Source organism: Frankia sp. CgMI4 (assembly GCF_001756285.1).
In the GTDB taxonomy this organism is placed as follows: domain Bacteria; phylum Actinomycetota; class Actinomycetes; order Frankiales; family Frankiaceae; genus Frankia; species Frankia casuarinae.
In genome coordinates, this window is the sequence record NZ_MAQZ01000061.1 from 97520 (window position 1) to 111000 (window position 13481).

Sequence of the window (13481 nt, forward strand, 5' to 3'; positions counted from 1 at the left end):
GCCGGCAGGTCAGTACCGCCAGCGGGTCGCCGCGACGACGGCGGCCGGGGCGGCCTCGGCGAACCGGTCAATCTCCGCGCGCCGGACGGCGGCGACCGTGTCGTGCAGCTCCCGTCCCAGGGCGCGGTGCAACACCTCGTCGACCTCGAAGGCGGCGACCGCCTCGCCCAGGCTGGTGGGCAGGCGCCGGATGCCGCGGCGGGCCCGTTCGGCGGGGTCGAGCGAGGCCGGGTCAACGTCCACCGGCTCCGGCAACGTGGCCGCCGCCGCTAGCCCCGCCTGCCCGGCGGCCAGCAGACCGGCCACCAGAAGGTAAGGATTCGCGGTGAGGTCGAAGGATTTCACCTCCAGGTTCGCCGCCTGGCCGACCGCGGCCGGCGGCCCGGGGATCATACGCAATGCGGCCTCCCGGTTCTCCCGACCCCAGCAGGCGTGGACACCCGCCCACGTCGATGGCACCAGTCGCAGGTAGGAGGCGACGCTCGGGGCGCCGAGAGCCATCAGCGCCGGCAGCCGGCCGAGGATCCCGGCGGCGAATGCCTCCCCGGCAGCGGTCAGTCCGAGCGGCCCGTTGCCACCCGCCATGAGGTTGATCCGGCCCGGGCGGGCGGAGCCCCCACCGGTCCGGGCCAGGCCACCTGGGTACGGGCCGTCCGGGTACGGGCCGTCCGGGTACGGGCCGCCGGAGTTCGCCCCGCCCGGGCCTCCGCCCGAGGCCGTGGGCCGGGGCGGGGCCGGCGGCCGGTCGGGATCGTCGCTCCACAGGCTCAGATGCACGTGGCCGCCGTTGCCCACGTTGTCGACGAGAACCTTGGGGGCGAACGAGACGCGCAGGCCATGGCGCCTGCTGACGCCGCGCACCGTCTCCTTGACCAGCACGCATGTGTCGGCGGCGCCGAGGGGATCCTGCGCGGCGACGGACACCTCGAACTGACCGGCCGCGTACTCGGGATGGATCTGCTCGACGACCAGCCCCTCCTCGGTGAGCGCGGTGACCACATCCCGCAGGTAGTCACCGAGTTCGGCCACCCTGATCATCCCGTACGCCGGCCCGGAAGCGGCCGGGGCGAACTCGTCGGAACCGGCCGGGGAAACGGCCCATTCGACCTCGAACGCCATCATCGCCGTCAGGCCGTGCTCGGCGAGCAGGGCCGTCTGGAGGCGGACGAGTTCCCGGCCGTCCTGCGGGTGCGGTCGGCCGTCCTGGTCGCGACGGTCGGCGGGGGCCCAGGCCCAGCCGGGCTGGGCGGCGAGGGGTGTCAGCCGGTCCAGGTCGGGATGCAGCCGCAGATCCCCGACGGGACCCCCGGCGTAGCGCCCTGTCGTGATCGAGTCATCGGCGCCGAACACGTCGAACACCGGCGACACGCCGACGCCCCACACCGCCGCCGCGTCGAGTCGGCCGATCGGCACCCCCTTCATCCGAGTGATGCCGCTGTTGTCGACGTAGGTCACCGCAACACAGACGACGCCGCGTACCTCCAGGTTCGTCGCCGCATGCCGGGCCGCCGAGGCGAGCCGATCACGCCTACGATCCTCTCCGGCGATGATCCGAGGGGCGAACTCGTCCAACGCAGGCTCGTTCATCCTCACCTTCCCCACGGGTCTCCCCTGTCCCCATGGTCGCGCGTACGCCTGCCGGACGCCGGGCGGGGCGCACGGCACGGCGGCGCCTCACTCTCCCGCGATGTTACGGAGAGCGACAAAATTCGGCCGGATCGAAGGAGAAGCCAGCTGTTCATAACAAGCGCTCCGAGCGTTGTCCACAGTTGCCGCCGACGCAAGAAGAGATGAAAACACGGCAACATCATCGACTTTCGGAACGACTGTCCCCAGGAAGCCAGGAGTAATCCACAAGTTATCCACAGGGCCGCCGTGGACTTGGGGATGACCGAGTGTGTCCAGTACGGTCAGGCATGACCCCACCTTCCAGGGGGGATCATCGATGGGTGGGCCGCCCGGTGGAACCGTTCGTAGATCACGAGCTCGTCGACCATCACTGCCATGGTCTGGTCGGCCGCGATCTGACTCGCCCGGAATTCGAAAGCATGATCACTGAGGCGGAACACCCCGGACCACCGGGGACGACGCTGTTCGACAGCCAGATCGGCTTCGCCCTGCGGCGCTGGTGCGYGCCGGTGCTCGACCTGCCGGCGCATGCCGCGCCGGAAGACTACCTCGAACGCCGGGCGGAGCTTGGCCACGCCGAGGTGCACCGGCGGCTGCTGCGTGCCTGCGGGATCACCACGTTCTGCGTTGACGCCGGATTCCAACCGGAGCCGCTGACCAGCGCCGCGGAGCTGGCCGAGCTCGCCGGCGGACGCGGCGTGGACGTGGTGCGGTTGGAGCGGGTCGCCGAGCAGGCCGCGGTCGACGTCATCACCGGGCAGATCGGCATGACCCACCTCGCCGACACCGTGCGGGCCCGGCTCGAGTCCACCCGCCCCACCATGGTCGCGGTGAAGTCGGTCGCGGCCTACCGCGGCGGCCTGGAGCTGCCCGCACAGCGACCGACCGACCGCGAGGTCGCCGCCGCCGCTCGCGGCTGGATCCACGAGATCCGCGCCGGCGCCCCGATCCGGCTGACCGACCCCACCCTGCATGCCTTCCTCATCTGGTGCGGGGTCGACGCGCGGCTCCCCATCCAGATCCACGTCGGATACGGGGACAGCGACATCGACCTGCGCCGGGGCAACCCACTGCTACTCACCGGCCTGCTGCGGGCGATAGCACCGACCGAGGTCAGTGTGCTGCTGCTGCATTGCTACCCGTTCCACCGGGAGGCTGGCTACCTGGCCCAGGTGTTCCCGAACATCTACCTTGACCTCGGGCTCGCCATCCACAAYTGCGGCCGCGGCTCGGCCGGCCTGCTCGCGCAGGCACTCGAACTCGCCCCGTTCGGCAAGTTCCTCTTCTCCACCGACGCCTTCGCGCTCGGCGAGCTGTACCTGCTCGGGGCCGTCCTGTTCCGGCGTGGGCTGTCGGCGTTCCTCGCGGCGGGCGTCGCCGACGACGCCTGGACCGCGGCGGACGCCAAGCGGGTCGCCCGGCTCATCTGCGCGGACAACGCCCGCCGCGTCTACAACCTGTACAACCCGCCCTGACCAGCACGGGCGGCTAGGCGGTCAGCCTGCGGCGGCCGGCGGGCAGAGGCAGAACGGGTGACCGACCGGGTCGAGAAGCACCCGCCACCGGTCCCCGCCCGGCTGGAACTCGGCCTGCCTCGCCCCGAGGCCTTCCGCCAGGGCGATGGCGGCCGTCAGGCCGGCGACCCGGAAATCCAGGTGGAACTGCTGCGGGGCGTCCTGGTCCGGCCAGCGCGGCGGCTGGTAGCCCGCCACCCGCTGGAAACCGATCATGATCTCGGTCCCCGGTGGGGTGAGGTATGCCCAGGCCCCCTCGTCGTCGGCGCCGGCGAYGCCCCAGCCGGTCAACGTGCCGTAGAAGGTCGCGAGCTCCTTCGCGTCCGGACAGTCGAGCATCAGTCCGGCCCAGGTCACCGCCGCGTCACTCGCGAAGCCAGCACTTGCGGACCCAGCCGCCGCACCGGTAGCGGCCGTGTCCCCGGTCCTGTCCACACCCGTCTCCCGAGCCGGGTCCGTTCCCGCCATGGCGATCTCCTTCGCGTTCCGGTGTCGATGCGTCGGATCCCATCCTCGAAGCCATACCTGACTTCTCCTGGCAGGTATGGCCCGGGGAGAATCGGGCATGCGTGCCAGCCGGCTCCTCTCCGTCCTGCTGCTGTTGCAGACCCGTGGGCGGCTCACGGCGCGTGAGATCGCCGACGAGCTCGAGGTCTCCGTGCGGACGGTCTACCGGGATCTGGAGTCCCTCGCCGAGGCCGGGGTTCCGGTGCTGGCAGACCGCGGTGCCACCGGCGGGTACCGGCTGCTCGACGGCTTCCGCACCCGGCTGACCGGGTTGACCTCCGGCGAGGCCGACTCCCTGTTCCTCGCCGGCATGCCGGCGGCCGCCGGCGAGCTGGGGCTCGGCACGATGCTCGCGGCGGCGGAACTGAAGCTGATGGCGGCGCTGCCCGAGCAGCTGCGCGAACGGGCCGGCCGGGTGCGGGAGCGCTTCCATCTCGACGCGCCCGGCTGGTTCCGGGCCACCGAGGACACGCCGCTGCTGACCGAGGTGGCAGCGGCGGTGTGGGAGCAGCGCCGCGTCCGGGTCACCTACCGGCGTTGGCGGGCCCCCCGCGAGATCATCCGCCACCTCGAACCGCTCGGCGTGGTCCTCAAAGGCGGCACCTGGTACCTGGTCGCCAACGTCGCACACGGCACCCAGGGCGTAGGCCTGGCCGAGGACGCTGGCAGCACCCGAGACCCTGACGGCACCCGAGCCGCAGGCGCCACCGAGAGTGCGGACGGCAGCGGAGGCACGGAACCGGCGGGCGGGCCGGCCACTCTGCCCCGGGTGTACCGGGTCGCGAAGATCCTCAGCCTTGAGACGACCACCGAGACGTTCGAACGGCCGCATAGCTTCGACCTCGGCGCCTACTGGGCCGGCTGGACGGCCCGCTACGAATCCGAGGTCTACCGGACGCGGGCGACCGTGCGGCTTTCCCCGACCGGCGTGACGATGGCCCCCTTCCGGCTACCCCCGGCGGTCGCCCGCGCCGTCCGGGAGACGGCGAGCGCACCGGAGGAGGACGGCTGGGTACGCGCGGTCGTGCCGATCGAGTCCGTCCGGCACGCCGAGCGCGAGCTGCTCGTACTCGGCCCGGATCTGGAGGTGCTCCACCCCCCGGAGCTACGCGAGGCGGTGACGCGCGCCGTGGGCGCGCTCGCCGCGCTATACGGCGCACCGGCGCCGGGCAACGACGGAAGTCGCAGGCCCGTCGCCGGGAACCACAACCTGCCGGCACCCTGACTGTACGCTCTGTACGCGACAGCATGCCCTCCAGATAGGCGCGGGCCTGCTCCCTGGCCGTATCAGTGCTGAAGACCGATTCGCCGGAAAGAGACCACATAGAGATCACTACGACTGTAGTACTACGGCACACGAAGATGATGTCCGTTACCGGCTCCACGATGCCGCCTCCGGCACCGGCACCGGCAGCAGGAACCGGAAGACCGTGCCGGCGCCGACGGCACTGGACACCTCGACCCGGCCGCCGTGGGCGGCGGCGGTCGCCGCGACGATGGACAGCCCCAATCCGTTGCCACCATGCCCCCGGGCCCGGCTGTCCGCGGCCCGGTAGAAGCGGTCGAACACGTGCTCGGCGACCTCCGGTGGCATGCCCGGCCCGTGGTCGATGACGTGAAGCTCCGCGCCCCCGGGGGTCCCGGGGCCGGCGGGGCCGGTCGGCGCGGCGTCCGCTGGCAGCGCCTGCAGCCACACCTCGATCGGCGTCTCGGGCGGGGTGTGGACGCGGGCGTTGGTCAGGAGGTTGCCGGCGAGCTGGCGCAGCGCGTTCTCGTCGCCGAGGACGACGCAGCTCGCCGGGAGCTCGGCGCTCACCGGGCGCTCGGGGGCCGCGACCCGCAGGTCGGCGACGGCGTCGCGGACGAGCCCGGCGAGGTCGATCCCGGCCCGCCGCATCGGTCGCTGCTCGTCGAGGTGGGCCAGGTACAGCAGGTCGTCGACAAGGGTGCTCATTCGGGCGGCCTCCTCCTGGACCCGGCGTAGCGCGTCATCCGCGTCGACCGCCGTCACCATTCCGCCGCGCAGCAGATCGGCGTAGCCGCGGATCGAGGTCAACGGCGTCCGCAGCTCGTGGGAGGCGTCGGCGGCGAAGCGGCGGAGCTGCTCCTGGGATGTGACCCGGGCGGCGAACGCGGCCTGGATCTGGCCGAGCATCGTGTTGAGGGCCGTGGCGAGCTGACCGGTCTCCGAACGGGCCGACCCCGCCGGCACCCGCCGGTCGAGATCCCCCCCGGCGATCGCCGACGCGGTGGAGATCATCTGACGCAGTGGGCGCAGGCCACGGGTCAGCCACACCCAGGCGAGYACGGCGATCGCGGCAAGCACCGTGAGACCCACCGCAACTTCGATCATCACCAGTCGGTGGACCGTCTCCGTGACCGGCTTCAGCGACAGCGCGACGAGGACCCGCGGCCCGCGCGGACTGTCCCGGACGACCGCTCGGTACCGCTCCCGGTCGGCGATGACGGTGAACGGTGTGGCACCCCGGTCCCCGGCGGCGTCCAGCAGGGGCGTGGCCGGCGGCGTGGGAGTCACCGAACCCGCGATGCGCAGCACCGTCCCGTCCGTCCGCCGGATCTCCACCAGGTAGTCGGTCGGYGCCACGGCCCGCTCCACCCCGGCCCGGCCCAGCGCCTCCCACCGGGACAGATAGACAGCGGCCGGCAGGCCGCCCAGCACCCGCGCGCGGGTGAGCTGCTGGTCGATCCGGTCGTCCAGGTAGGCACGCAGCGCGAACACGCTCGCCCCACCCACGATGACCAGTCCCAGTGCGGTCAGCGCGATCAGGCCGGACATCAGCTTCAGGCGGAGCGTCACCGGTTGGACCCCRCCACCGGAAGGCGCARCACGTAGCCAAAACCGTGCTGGGTGTGGATGAGGGACGGGCCGTGCCGGCCGAGCTTGCGCCGCAGGTAGCTGACGTACTGGTCCACGATGGTCGACTCGCCCCCGTAGTCGTAGCTCCACACCGCGTCGAGGATCTGGGTCCTGGACAGCACCCGGTTAGGGTTGGTCAGGAAGTACCGCAGCAGGGAGAACTCCGTCGGCGACAGGTCGATCGGCTCCCCGGCGCGGCGGACGAGATGGGCGTCCGGGTCAAGTTCCACGTCGGCGAACCGCAGCGGGGACGGCGGCGCGGGTGCCGGTTCGGCCGGCGGAGGTGACGTCCGGCGCAGCACGGCCCGGACCCGGGCGAGGAGCTCGTCGACGGCAAACGGCTTGGTGACGTAGTCGTCGCCGCCGTAGGTGAGGCCGGCGATCTTGTCCCGGTGAGCGTTGCGCGCGCTCAGGTAGACGACGGGTACCGGGTGCCCGTCCGCGCGCAACCTCCGGCAGATCTCGAAGCCGTCGATGTCGGGCAGCATCACATCAAGGATCATCAGATCCGGCCGGGCCGCGACGGCCAACTCAAGCGCCGCCCGACCGGTGGTCGCGGTCAGGACGTCGAAACCATGGAAACGTAACGCCATCCGCAGCAGATCGACGATGTTCGGCTCATCGTCGACGACCAGCACACGCGGGGCAGTGGACATGTCCGGCTCCCTGGACGCGACCTCGATGCGGCGGGTGGACGGCGATGCGAACGGCGATGCCGGCATCGTCCGCATCGAGTTCATCCGAGCATCATGAGAGTTCGGTGTGAGCCGGATGCCGACCGGGCGCGCCGGGACTGTCCGCCCGGGCCTCCTCGCCGGGCCTGGCGAGGAGGCCCGGTCCCGCAGCGGGACTGCCTCGGCGGAACAGTTCCACGCTCGGTAATCCACACCCGCGGGACATGGTTAACACATGATCCCTCTGGAACAGTTCCCCAATGAAATCACTCACGGACATCGACCTGATACGCGATCTGGAGCCCGTCGCCGAGGCCAACCTGAACCGGCATCTCGGCGTCGCTGCCGAATGGATGCCGCACGAGTACGTACCCTGGGGCGAGGGCMGCGACTTCGACAGCCTCCCCTGGGAGCCCGGGYAGTCGAAGCTTTCGCAGATCGCGCAGATCGCGTTCGAGGTCAACCTGCTGACCKAGGACAACCTGCCCAGCTACCACCGAGAGATCGCGGACGCGTTCGGCCAGGACGGCGCCTGGGGAAGCTGGGTGCACCGGTGGACCGCCGAAGAGGGGCGCCACTCCATAGCAATGCGCGACTACCTCCTGGTCACCCGGGCGGTGGACCCGATCGCCCTCGAACGCAACCGCATGTACCAGATGGGCAAGGGCTACGACAGCCGGAACAAGTCCCCGCTGGAGGCAACGGTGTACGTCTCCTTCCAGGAACTGGCGACCCGGGTGAGCCACCGCAACACCGGCCGTTTCTGCGGGGAACCGATCGCCGAGAAGCTGCTCACGCGGGTGGCGACGGACGAGAACCTGCACATGATCTTCTATCGKAACGTGATCGCGGGGGCGCTGGAGCTCGACCCCTCGCGTACTGTGGTGGCCATCCGCGACGAGCTCGTCAACTTCCAGATGCCCGGCACCGGCATCCGTGACTTCGGCCGCAAGGCGATCCAGATCGCCCGGGCCGGCATCTACAACCTGCGCATCCACCACGACGACGTGGTGTTGCCGGTCCTGCGTCACTGGCGGTTCTTCGACCTGGAGGGCCTGAATGGCGAGGCTGAGAAGGCCCGCGAGGAGGTCTCCGCCTTCGTCACCGGGCTCGACGCCCTCGCGACGCAGCAGGAAGCGAAGCTGGCGCGGACCACGGAACGTGCCACCCGGCGAGCCAAGGCGCTGGCCTCGGCCTAACGCATAACCTGCATAACCTGCATAACCCGGAAAACCCGGAAAACCCGGGATGGTCTCACTGTCCGTAGCGTCCCTACCGGGTGGCGAGGTGTTCGCAGATCGTGTCGACACCAGTCTCCCGGTCCACCACCAGCCACGGGGAGACCCAACTCCGGGCCGCCAGCTCCTCGTACATCCGCGCGCACCGCTCCTGCAGCCCGTCGTCGGATTCGAAGGTGTCCAGCGCCCGCCCCCGGTCGGCCCCGGCGCGGGCGAGCGTACCCGCCCGCGCCGTCCCCACCGGGATCCGCAGCAGGACCTGGAGATCGGGCACCGGCAGCGCGAGCGCGCCGAGTTCCAGCTCGGCGATCCAGGCGGGAAAGCTCTCCCGCTCGGTGGCCGGCAGCCGCGCCGCGCCGTACGCCGCGTTCGACGCCACGTAACGATCGATGATCATCAGATCGTGCGTACGGACGAGAGCGTCGAGTTCGGGACGGGAGTTGGCCCGGTCGAGCGCGAACATCATCGCGCTCGCCCGGGGGGAGGCCGCGAGCGGCGCAAGCCGCGGATCGCCGGCCAGCAGGCCACGCACCGCCGGGCCGAGGGGCTCGGTCGCATAGCGGGGATAGGCGAGCGTCGCGACGCTGCGGCCGGCGGCGGTGAGGCGGGCGACCAGCCGCCCGGTCAGCGTGTTCTTGCCCGCGCCGTCAACGCCTTCGATCGCGAGGATCATCCTCCTGGCACCTCCCCGCCACCGGCCGTCGTGAGCCCTCGGGCCGCGACGGCCACCCTCAGGCCGCAGCGTAACCGTAACAAGGAGACAATCCGTAACAAGGGCATCGCAAGGACACGTCGAAACCGGTCGACCACCGGCCGGGCGCTTCCTCCTCCCGGCTGCGTCCCGGCTCCCGGCTGCGTCCCGGCCCGTACGCCGGATACGTCCAGTGGCGGATGTCGGCACGACGGCGGCTCGCTACCGTCGGAGAGATGGTAGAGGCCAGGCGCGGCATCTTCCCGGTGATCGGTGACCTCCTGTTCACCGCGTTCACCGCGGCGGCGTTGCTCCGCGGTTCCGGGGAGGTTGGTGCCGACCAGGTGCCCCCCTCCCGGCCGTTGGATGCCTTCGCCTACGTGCTGCTCGCCCTGCTGGCCGCCGCCATCCCCCTGCGCCGCCGGGCTCCGTTGGCCATGCTGATGGCCACGAGCCTGCTCCTCGGCGGCTACCTCGGCACCGGCTACCCGCACGGCCCCGCCTTCTTTCCCGTGATCGTGTCCRGGCTCGCGGTCGGGCTGCGCCACGACCAGCGGACGACGAGCCGAGCCGTGGGGGTCTGCGTTCTGCTGATCTTCCTCGGCTCGGTCGTCGCGCTACTGCGGGGATATGCCGACGGCGGCTGGAAGTTCGGCATCACGATGATCGGGACGGTCGCGTCCTGCACCGTCCCCGCCTTCGTGGGCGCCCTGATCAGACTCAACCGCATCGCCTCTGCGCAGGCCAAGGAGGAGGCGACCCGCCGCCGGATCGAACAGGAACGGCTGCGGATGGCTCGCGAGGTCCACGACGTCGTGGGCCACAGCCGGTCCATTATCTCCCTACAGGCCGCGGTGGCGCTGCATGTGCTGGACCGGCGTCCCGAGCAGGCCCAGGTGGCCCTGGAGGCCATCCGCCGGACGAGCGTCGACGCGCTGGACGAGCTGCGGGCCACCCTGGCGCTCACCCGGGCCGGCCGGCGGGCGGACCCGGCGGCGGCCGCGGACTCCGTCACCGCCGCCGCCAGCGCCGCCACCACCAGCGCCGCCGCCGCGTCCTCGACGGATACCCGGGAGGGGGGACCGGCAGGGCCCGCGAGGCGCCTGACGAGCCGCCCAGGACCCCGTTGACGGGACTCGGCCGACTCCCGAGCCTGCTGCGCGAGGTCCGGCTCTGCGGGGTGCCCGTCGAGCTCGTCACGCAGGGAGACTCCCAGGATCTCACGGGCCTGCCGGCGGACCTCGATCTGGCGGCCTACCGCATCATTCAGGAGTCGCTGACCAACGTGCTCCGGCACGGGGAGCCGAACGGAGTACGGGTGCGCGTCACCATGGGGATCATCGACGGCCGGCTCGTCGTCGACGTCACCGACCAGCCGGGCACGGCCGCGGAGCTCGGCGGAAGCCTCACCGCCGGACCGGTCCGGGCCGGCGGTTGGCAGGTCCGGGCCGAGCTTCCGGTGCATACCGGCGGCGGCCGGACGTTCCCCAGCTGGGTGACCCGCTCGTGATCCGGGTGGCGGTGGCCGACGACCAGCCGCTGGTGCGGCTCGGGCTGCGGGTACTCATCGAGACCGAGGACGATCTGGAGCTCGTCGGCGAGGCCGAGGACGGTCGGGCCGCGGTCGAACTCGTCCGCGCCACCCGACCCGACGTCGTGCTGCTCGACATCCGCATGCCGGTCCTCGACGGGCTGGCGGCGCTGCGGACGATCGTCGAGGATCCCGACCTGGCCGCTACCCGGGTCGTCATGGTCACCACCTTTGAGCTGGACGAATACGTCTTCGAGGCGTTGCGGGGCGGCGCCTCGGGCTTCGTGCTCAAGGACACCGAGGCCGCCGACCTGCTGCGAGCGATCCGGGTCGTCGCCGCGGGCGAGTCTCTGCTCTCCCCGACGGTGACCCGACTCGTCATCGAGACCTTCGCCCGCCGGCCAGCCGCCGTCGCCGCCCCGGACCTGCGCGGGCTGACCGTGCGGGAACGCGAGGTGATGAGCCTCGTCGGCCACGGGCTGTCCAACGACGAGATCGCCGCCCGACTGGTGATCAGTCCGGCGACGGCCCGCACCCACGTGAGCCGGGTGATGGTGAAACTGGCGGCGCGGGACCGGGCCCAGCTCGCCGTCCTGGCCCACCAGGCCGGCCTCGTCTGAGCCGGCTGGGCGTACCCGGTGCTGCGTCACATTGCGTACGACGATGCCGCCGCTGGACGGACGACGTGAGGGGGCGGCCACACCAGTCTGATTCCCATGATGACAACCACTGGCGGGCCCGGTTCGCCATCACCCGGCGCCACCCGGCCCGGCACCACCCGGCCGGTACCTGAGACAGACCGGCCGGCCGCCGTCGACGTCCAGGGTCTGACCAAGCGTTACGGGCGCCGGACCGTCGTCACCGGTCTCGACCTCACGATTCCCGAGGGGGTCGTCGCCGGATTCGTCGGGCCCAACGGGGCCGGCAAGCCCGCAACTGAAGTAGCTGATTGCTCTATTTGATCTACCGCCGGGCGGTCCCCTACGCGCGGAGCACCGGGAGTCAGCCTCCAGTGGATCTAGCCCGTCAGCATGACGGGAGCCGGGGGCCATGTGTCGTGTCTCTCGCGCGGCTCCGAAAGTCGTCATGGGGTCTGGCCGATTTCGGGCCTCAGAAAGTCAATCCCGGGCCTACGAACTTGCGGGACGTCCTGAGCAGTCGGTGGGAATTCTTGCGGGCCTCTGCTACGCTCCGCATCGGAGGTGACGGCATGCCCGACATAATGCCTGGTGACAGGATTGCCCAGATACGGCGTAGGCGCTCTCTCTCACAGGAAGAGCTAGCCGCACGCTCTGGTGTCAGCGTCGCCGTAATCAGAAAGCTAGAGCAGAATCGACGGGCGGGGGCTCGAATAGAAACGCTTCATGCGTTGGCCCGTGGTCTGAACGTTAAGACCTCTGAGCTTTTCGATAACGGCGAATCTGTGGCGCCGCGGGACTCTCTTCAGGAACCTAGTCTCTGGGCACTGCGGAAGACGCTAATGCCTTCGTCGGATAGCCTGAATTCTGCCCCCGCCAGCGAACCACCCGCGCTAGACGAAATTGGCAAAACCTTGGCTCGGGCGGGGCGCGCTTACAACAGTTCTCGCTATCAGCTCGCCGCTACAGAGCTGCCMGGGATACTCGATGCGGCACAAGTAGCAGTGTCGCACTATGACGGCGACGATGAACTAACCGCATTGCGCTATCTGGCTCAGGCGTACCGCCTTGCAGGGGCCGTACTCATCTACCTTCGACACGAAGACCTCGGCTATTGGTCTGTGATGAAGGCAAAGGAGACGTCATCCCGTGCGGGTAGCGAAATCCTAGATGCGACCRCCACCGGCGTGCTGTCATGGTATCTACTAAGACAAAGGCGCTTCGATGAAGCGGAAGAAATCGCGGTACGCGCTGCCGAAAACATCGAACCTTCGATGACCAAGGCCACACCTCAGCATCTCTCGGTGTGGGGAACATTGCTTCTTCGAGGTAGTAGCGCGGCATCCCGAAATAACCGGCCTGATACATCGCACGAACTGATCCAACTTGCTCGCATGGCGGCTGTTCGGGTCGAGACCGACAGGATAGATTACGGGCCGCATGCATGGATCTCTTTCGGGCCGACTGTGGTCGAGACGGCATCCGTTGAAAACACTCTTATAGGTGGCGATCCGTCTCTAGCACTCCACCTGGCTCGGTCCGTCCGACCATCGAAGAAGATGTCTTCGGGTAGGTGGTCTCGCCATCTACTGACCGTGGCCGAAGCGCAGGTCTCTAYGCATAATTACCCKKGTGCAACGAGAACTCTGGTGAGCATCCGAAAGTCTGCTCCCGAATGGCTGAGAAATCAACGGACGGCGCATTCATTGGTCGGCACATTGTTGGATGCTACCGGCGTCCGCACCGCAAAGAGTAGTGGCCTTAGCGAGATGGCCGACTTCATGGACCTCCGACCATGACAATATCCCTGGTCGCAACGATTCGAGATCAGCCGTCCCACACTTTCGAGAGTCTTCACCGGTTGTAAGCATCCTGCAACTGGACAACGCCGTACCTCCGCCCGAAGTCCTCAAGGTTCCGGGCGGGTACGGCGAGAACGGTCGACGTCGCGGCCAGTCGGACGCGCAGCGAAGCTAGATCGGAAACGGCGCGATTGTTACGAATCCGGATTGACTAGTTGTCGCACGAGGGAGGGTCCGGGAAATTCTGCCGGTATAGCGTCCATGAGGGTCTCATCGGCAGACTGGCCGTACGTATTCGGAAGTCCCGTTGTTGATCTTTTGGGGTGACGGCCTTCGGGGCTGGGTGTGGCCTGATGGTCGTGGTGGGTGATGTTCTGCC

11 protein-coding genes and 1 pseudogene are annotated in these 13481 nt (G+C 69.7%); 7 read left to right on the top strand and 5 right to left on the bottom strand.

Features of this window, described 5'->3' with window-relative positions; genetic code table 11:
- Positions 1–9: 9 nt before the first annotated feature.
- A complete protein-coding gene (locus Manayef4_RS09440; RefSeq protein ID WP_011434780.1) occupies positions 10–1587 on the bottom strand; it encodes a glutamine synthetase family protein in 1578 nt (525 codons plus the stop codon).
- A gap of 362 nt (positions 1588–1949) precedes the next feature.
- On the opposite strand from Manayef4_RS09440, the gene Manayef4_RS09445 reads away from it, so the two are divergent.
- On the top strand, positions 1950–3104 hold the full coding sequence (locus tag Manayef4_RS09445; RefSeq protein ID WP_083282370.1) for an amidohydrolase family protein: 1155 nt from the start codon (positions 1950–1952) through the stop codon (positions 3102–3104).
- Between the two features lie 21 nt (positions 3105–3125).
- On the opposite strand, the gene Manayef4_RS09450 is transcribed toward Manayef4_RS09445, so the two are convergent.
- Positions 3126–3611, bottom strand: a complete 486-nt coding sequence (locus Manayef4_RS09450; protein WP_070131343.1) for a VOC family protein — start codon at positions 3609–3611, stop codon at positions 3126–3128.
- Positions 3612–3708: 97 nt separating this feature from the next.
- Here Manayef4_RS09450 and Manayef4_RS09455 point away from each other — a divergent pair, with 97 nt between their 5' ends.
- Positions 3709–4875, top strand: coding sequence for a WYL domain-containing protein (locus tag Manayef4_RS09455; protein ID WP_011434777.1), 1167 nt, complete (start codon positions 3709–3711; stop codon positions 4873–4875).
- Between the two features lie 147 nt (positions 4876–5022).
- Here the strand turns inward: Manayef4_RS09455 and Manayef4_RS09460 are convergent, their stop codons facing one another.
- Positions 5023–6468 (bottom strand): HAMP domain-containing sensor histidine kinase, encoded by a 1446-nt coding sequence (locus Manayef4_RS09460; RefSeq protein WP_070131344.1) that lies wholly within the window; start codon positions 6466–6468, stop codon positions 5023–5025.
- The gene (locus Manayef4_RS09465; protein ID WP_070131356.1) at positions 6465–7184 is read right to left on the bottom strand and encodes a response regulator transcription factor; all 720 of its coding nucleotides are present in this window, start codon (positions 7182–7184) and stop codon (positions 6465–6467) included. The genes Manayef4_RS09460 and Manayef4_RS09465 overlap by 4 nt, the downstream gene beginning before the upstream one ends.
- A 278-nt stretch (positions 7185–7462) precedes the next feature.
- Here Manayef4_RS09465 and Manayef4_RS09470 point away from each other — a divergent pair, with 278 nt between their 5' ends.
- Positions 7463–8401: an acyl-ACP desaturase gene (locus Manayef4_RS09470; RefSeq protein ID WP_070131345.1), complete on the top strand. Its 939-nt coding sequence runs from the start codon at positions 7463–7465 to the stop codon at positions 8399–8401.
- Between the two features lie 73 nt (positions 8402–8474).
- Here Manayef4_RS09470 and Manayef4_RS09475 read toward each other — a convergent pair whose 3' ends face one another.
- Positions 8475–9113 carry a dTMP kinase gene (locus tag Manayef4_RS09475; protein WP_011434771.1) on the bottom strand — a complete coding sequence of 213 codons (639 nt, stop codon included), beginning with the start codon at positions 9111–9113 and terminating at the stop codon, positions 8475–8477.
- A gap of 254 nt (positions 9114–9367) precedes the next feature.
- Between Manayef4_RS09475 and Manayef4_RS09480 the strand changes: the two genes are divergently transcribed.
- From Manayef4_RS09480 to Manayef4_RS24115, 4 genes and pseudogenes are all read left to right on the top strand, one after another.
- A complete protein-coding gene (locus Manayef4_RS09480; protein ID WP_070131346.1) occupies positions 9368–10261 on the top strand; it encodes a histidine kinase in 894 nt (297 codons plus the stop codon).
- Positions 10258–10641 carry a signal transduction histidine kinase gene (locus Manayef4_RS09485; protein ID WP_011434769.1) on the top strand — a complete coding sequence of 128 codons (384 nt, stop codon included), beginning with the start codon at positions 10258–10260 and terminating at the stop codon, positions 10639–10641. The genes Manayef4_RS09480 and Manayef4_RS09485 overlap by 4 nt, the downstream gene beginning before the upstream one ends.
- Positions 10638–11282 (top strand): response regulator transcription factor, encoded by a 645-nt coding sequence (locus Manayef4_RS09490; RefSeq protein ID WP_011434768.1) that lies wholly within the window; start codon positions 10638–10640, stop codon positions 11280–11282. The genes Manayef4_RS09485 and Manayef4_RS09490 overlap by 4 nt, the downstream gene beginning before the upstream one ends.
- Before the next feature lie 207 nt (positions 11283–11489).
- Positions 11490–11591: pseudogene (locus Manayef4_RS24115) on the top strand (ABC transporter ATP-binding protein); the annotation flags it as partial.
- Positions 11592–13481: the final 1890 nt, after the last annotated feature.

Coding starts and splice junctions, on each gene's coding strand:
- Manayef4_RS09440 (WP_011434780.1), bottom strand. CDS start 1,587: ATGAACGAGCCTGCGTTGGACGAGTTCGCCCCTCGGATCATCGCCGGA.
- Manayef4_RS09455 (WP_011434777.1), top strand. CDS start 3,709: ATGCGTGCCAGCCGGCTCCTCTCCGTCCTGCTGCTGTTGCAGACCCGT.
- Manayef4_RS09475 (WP_011434771.1), bottom strand. CDS start 9,113: ATGATCCTCGCGATCGAAGGCGTTGACGGCGCGGGCAAGAACACGCTG.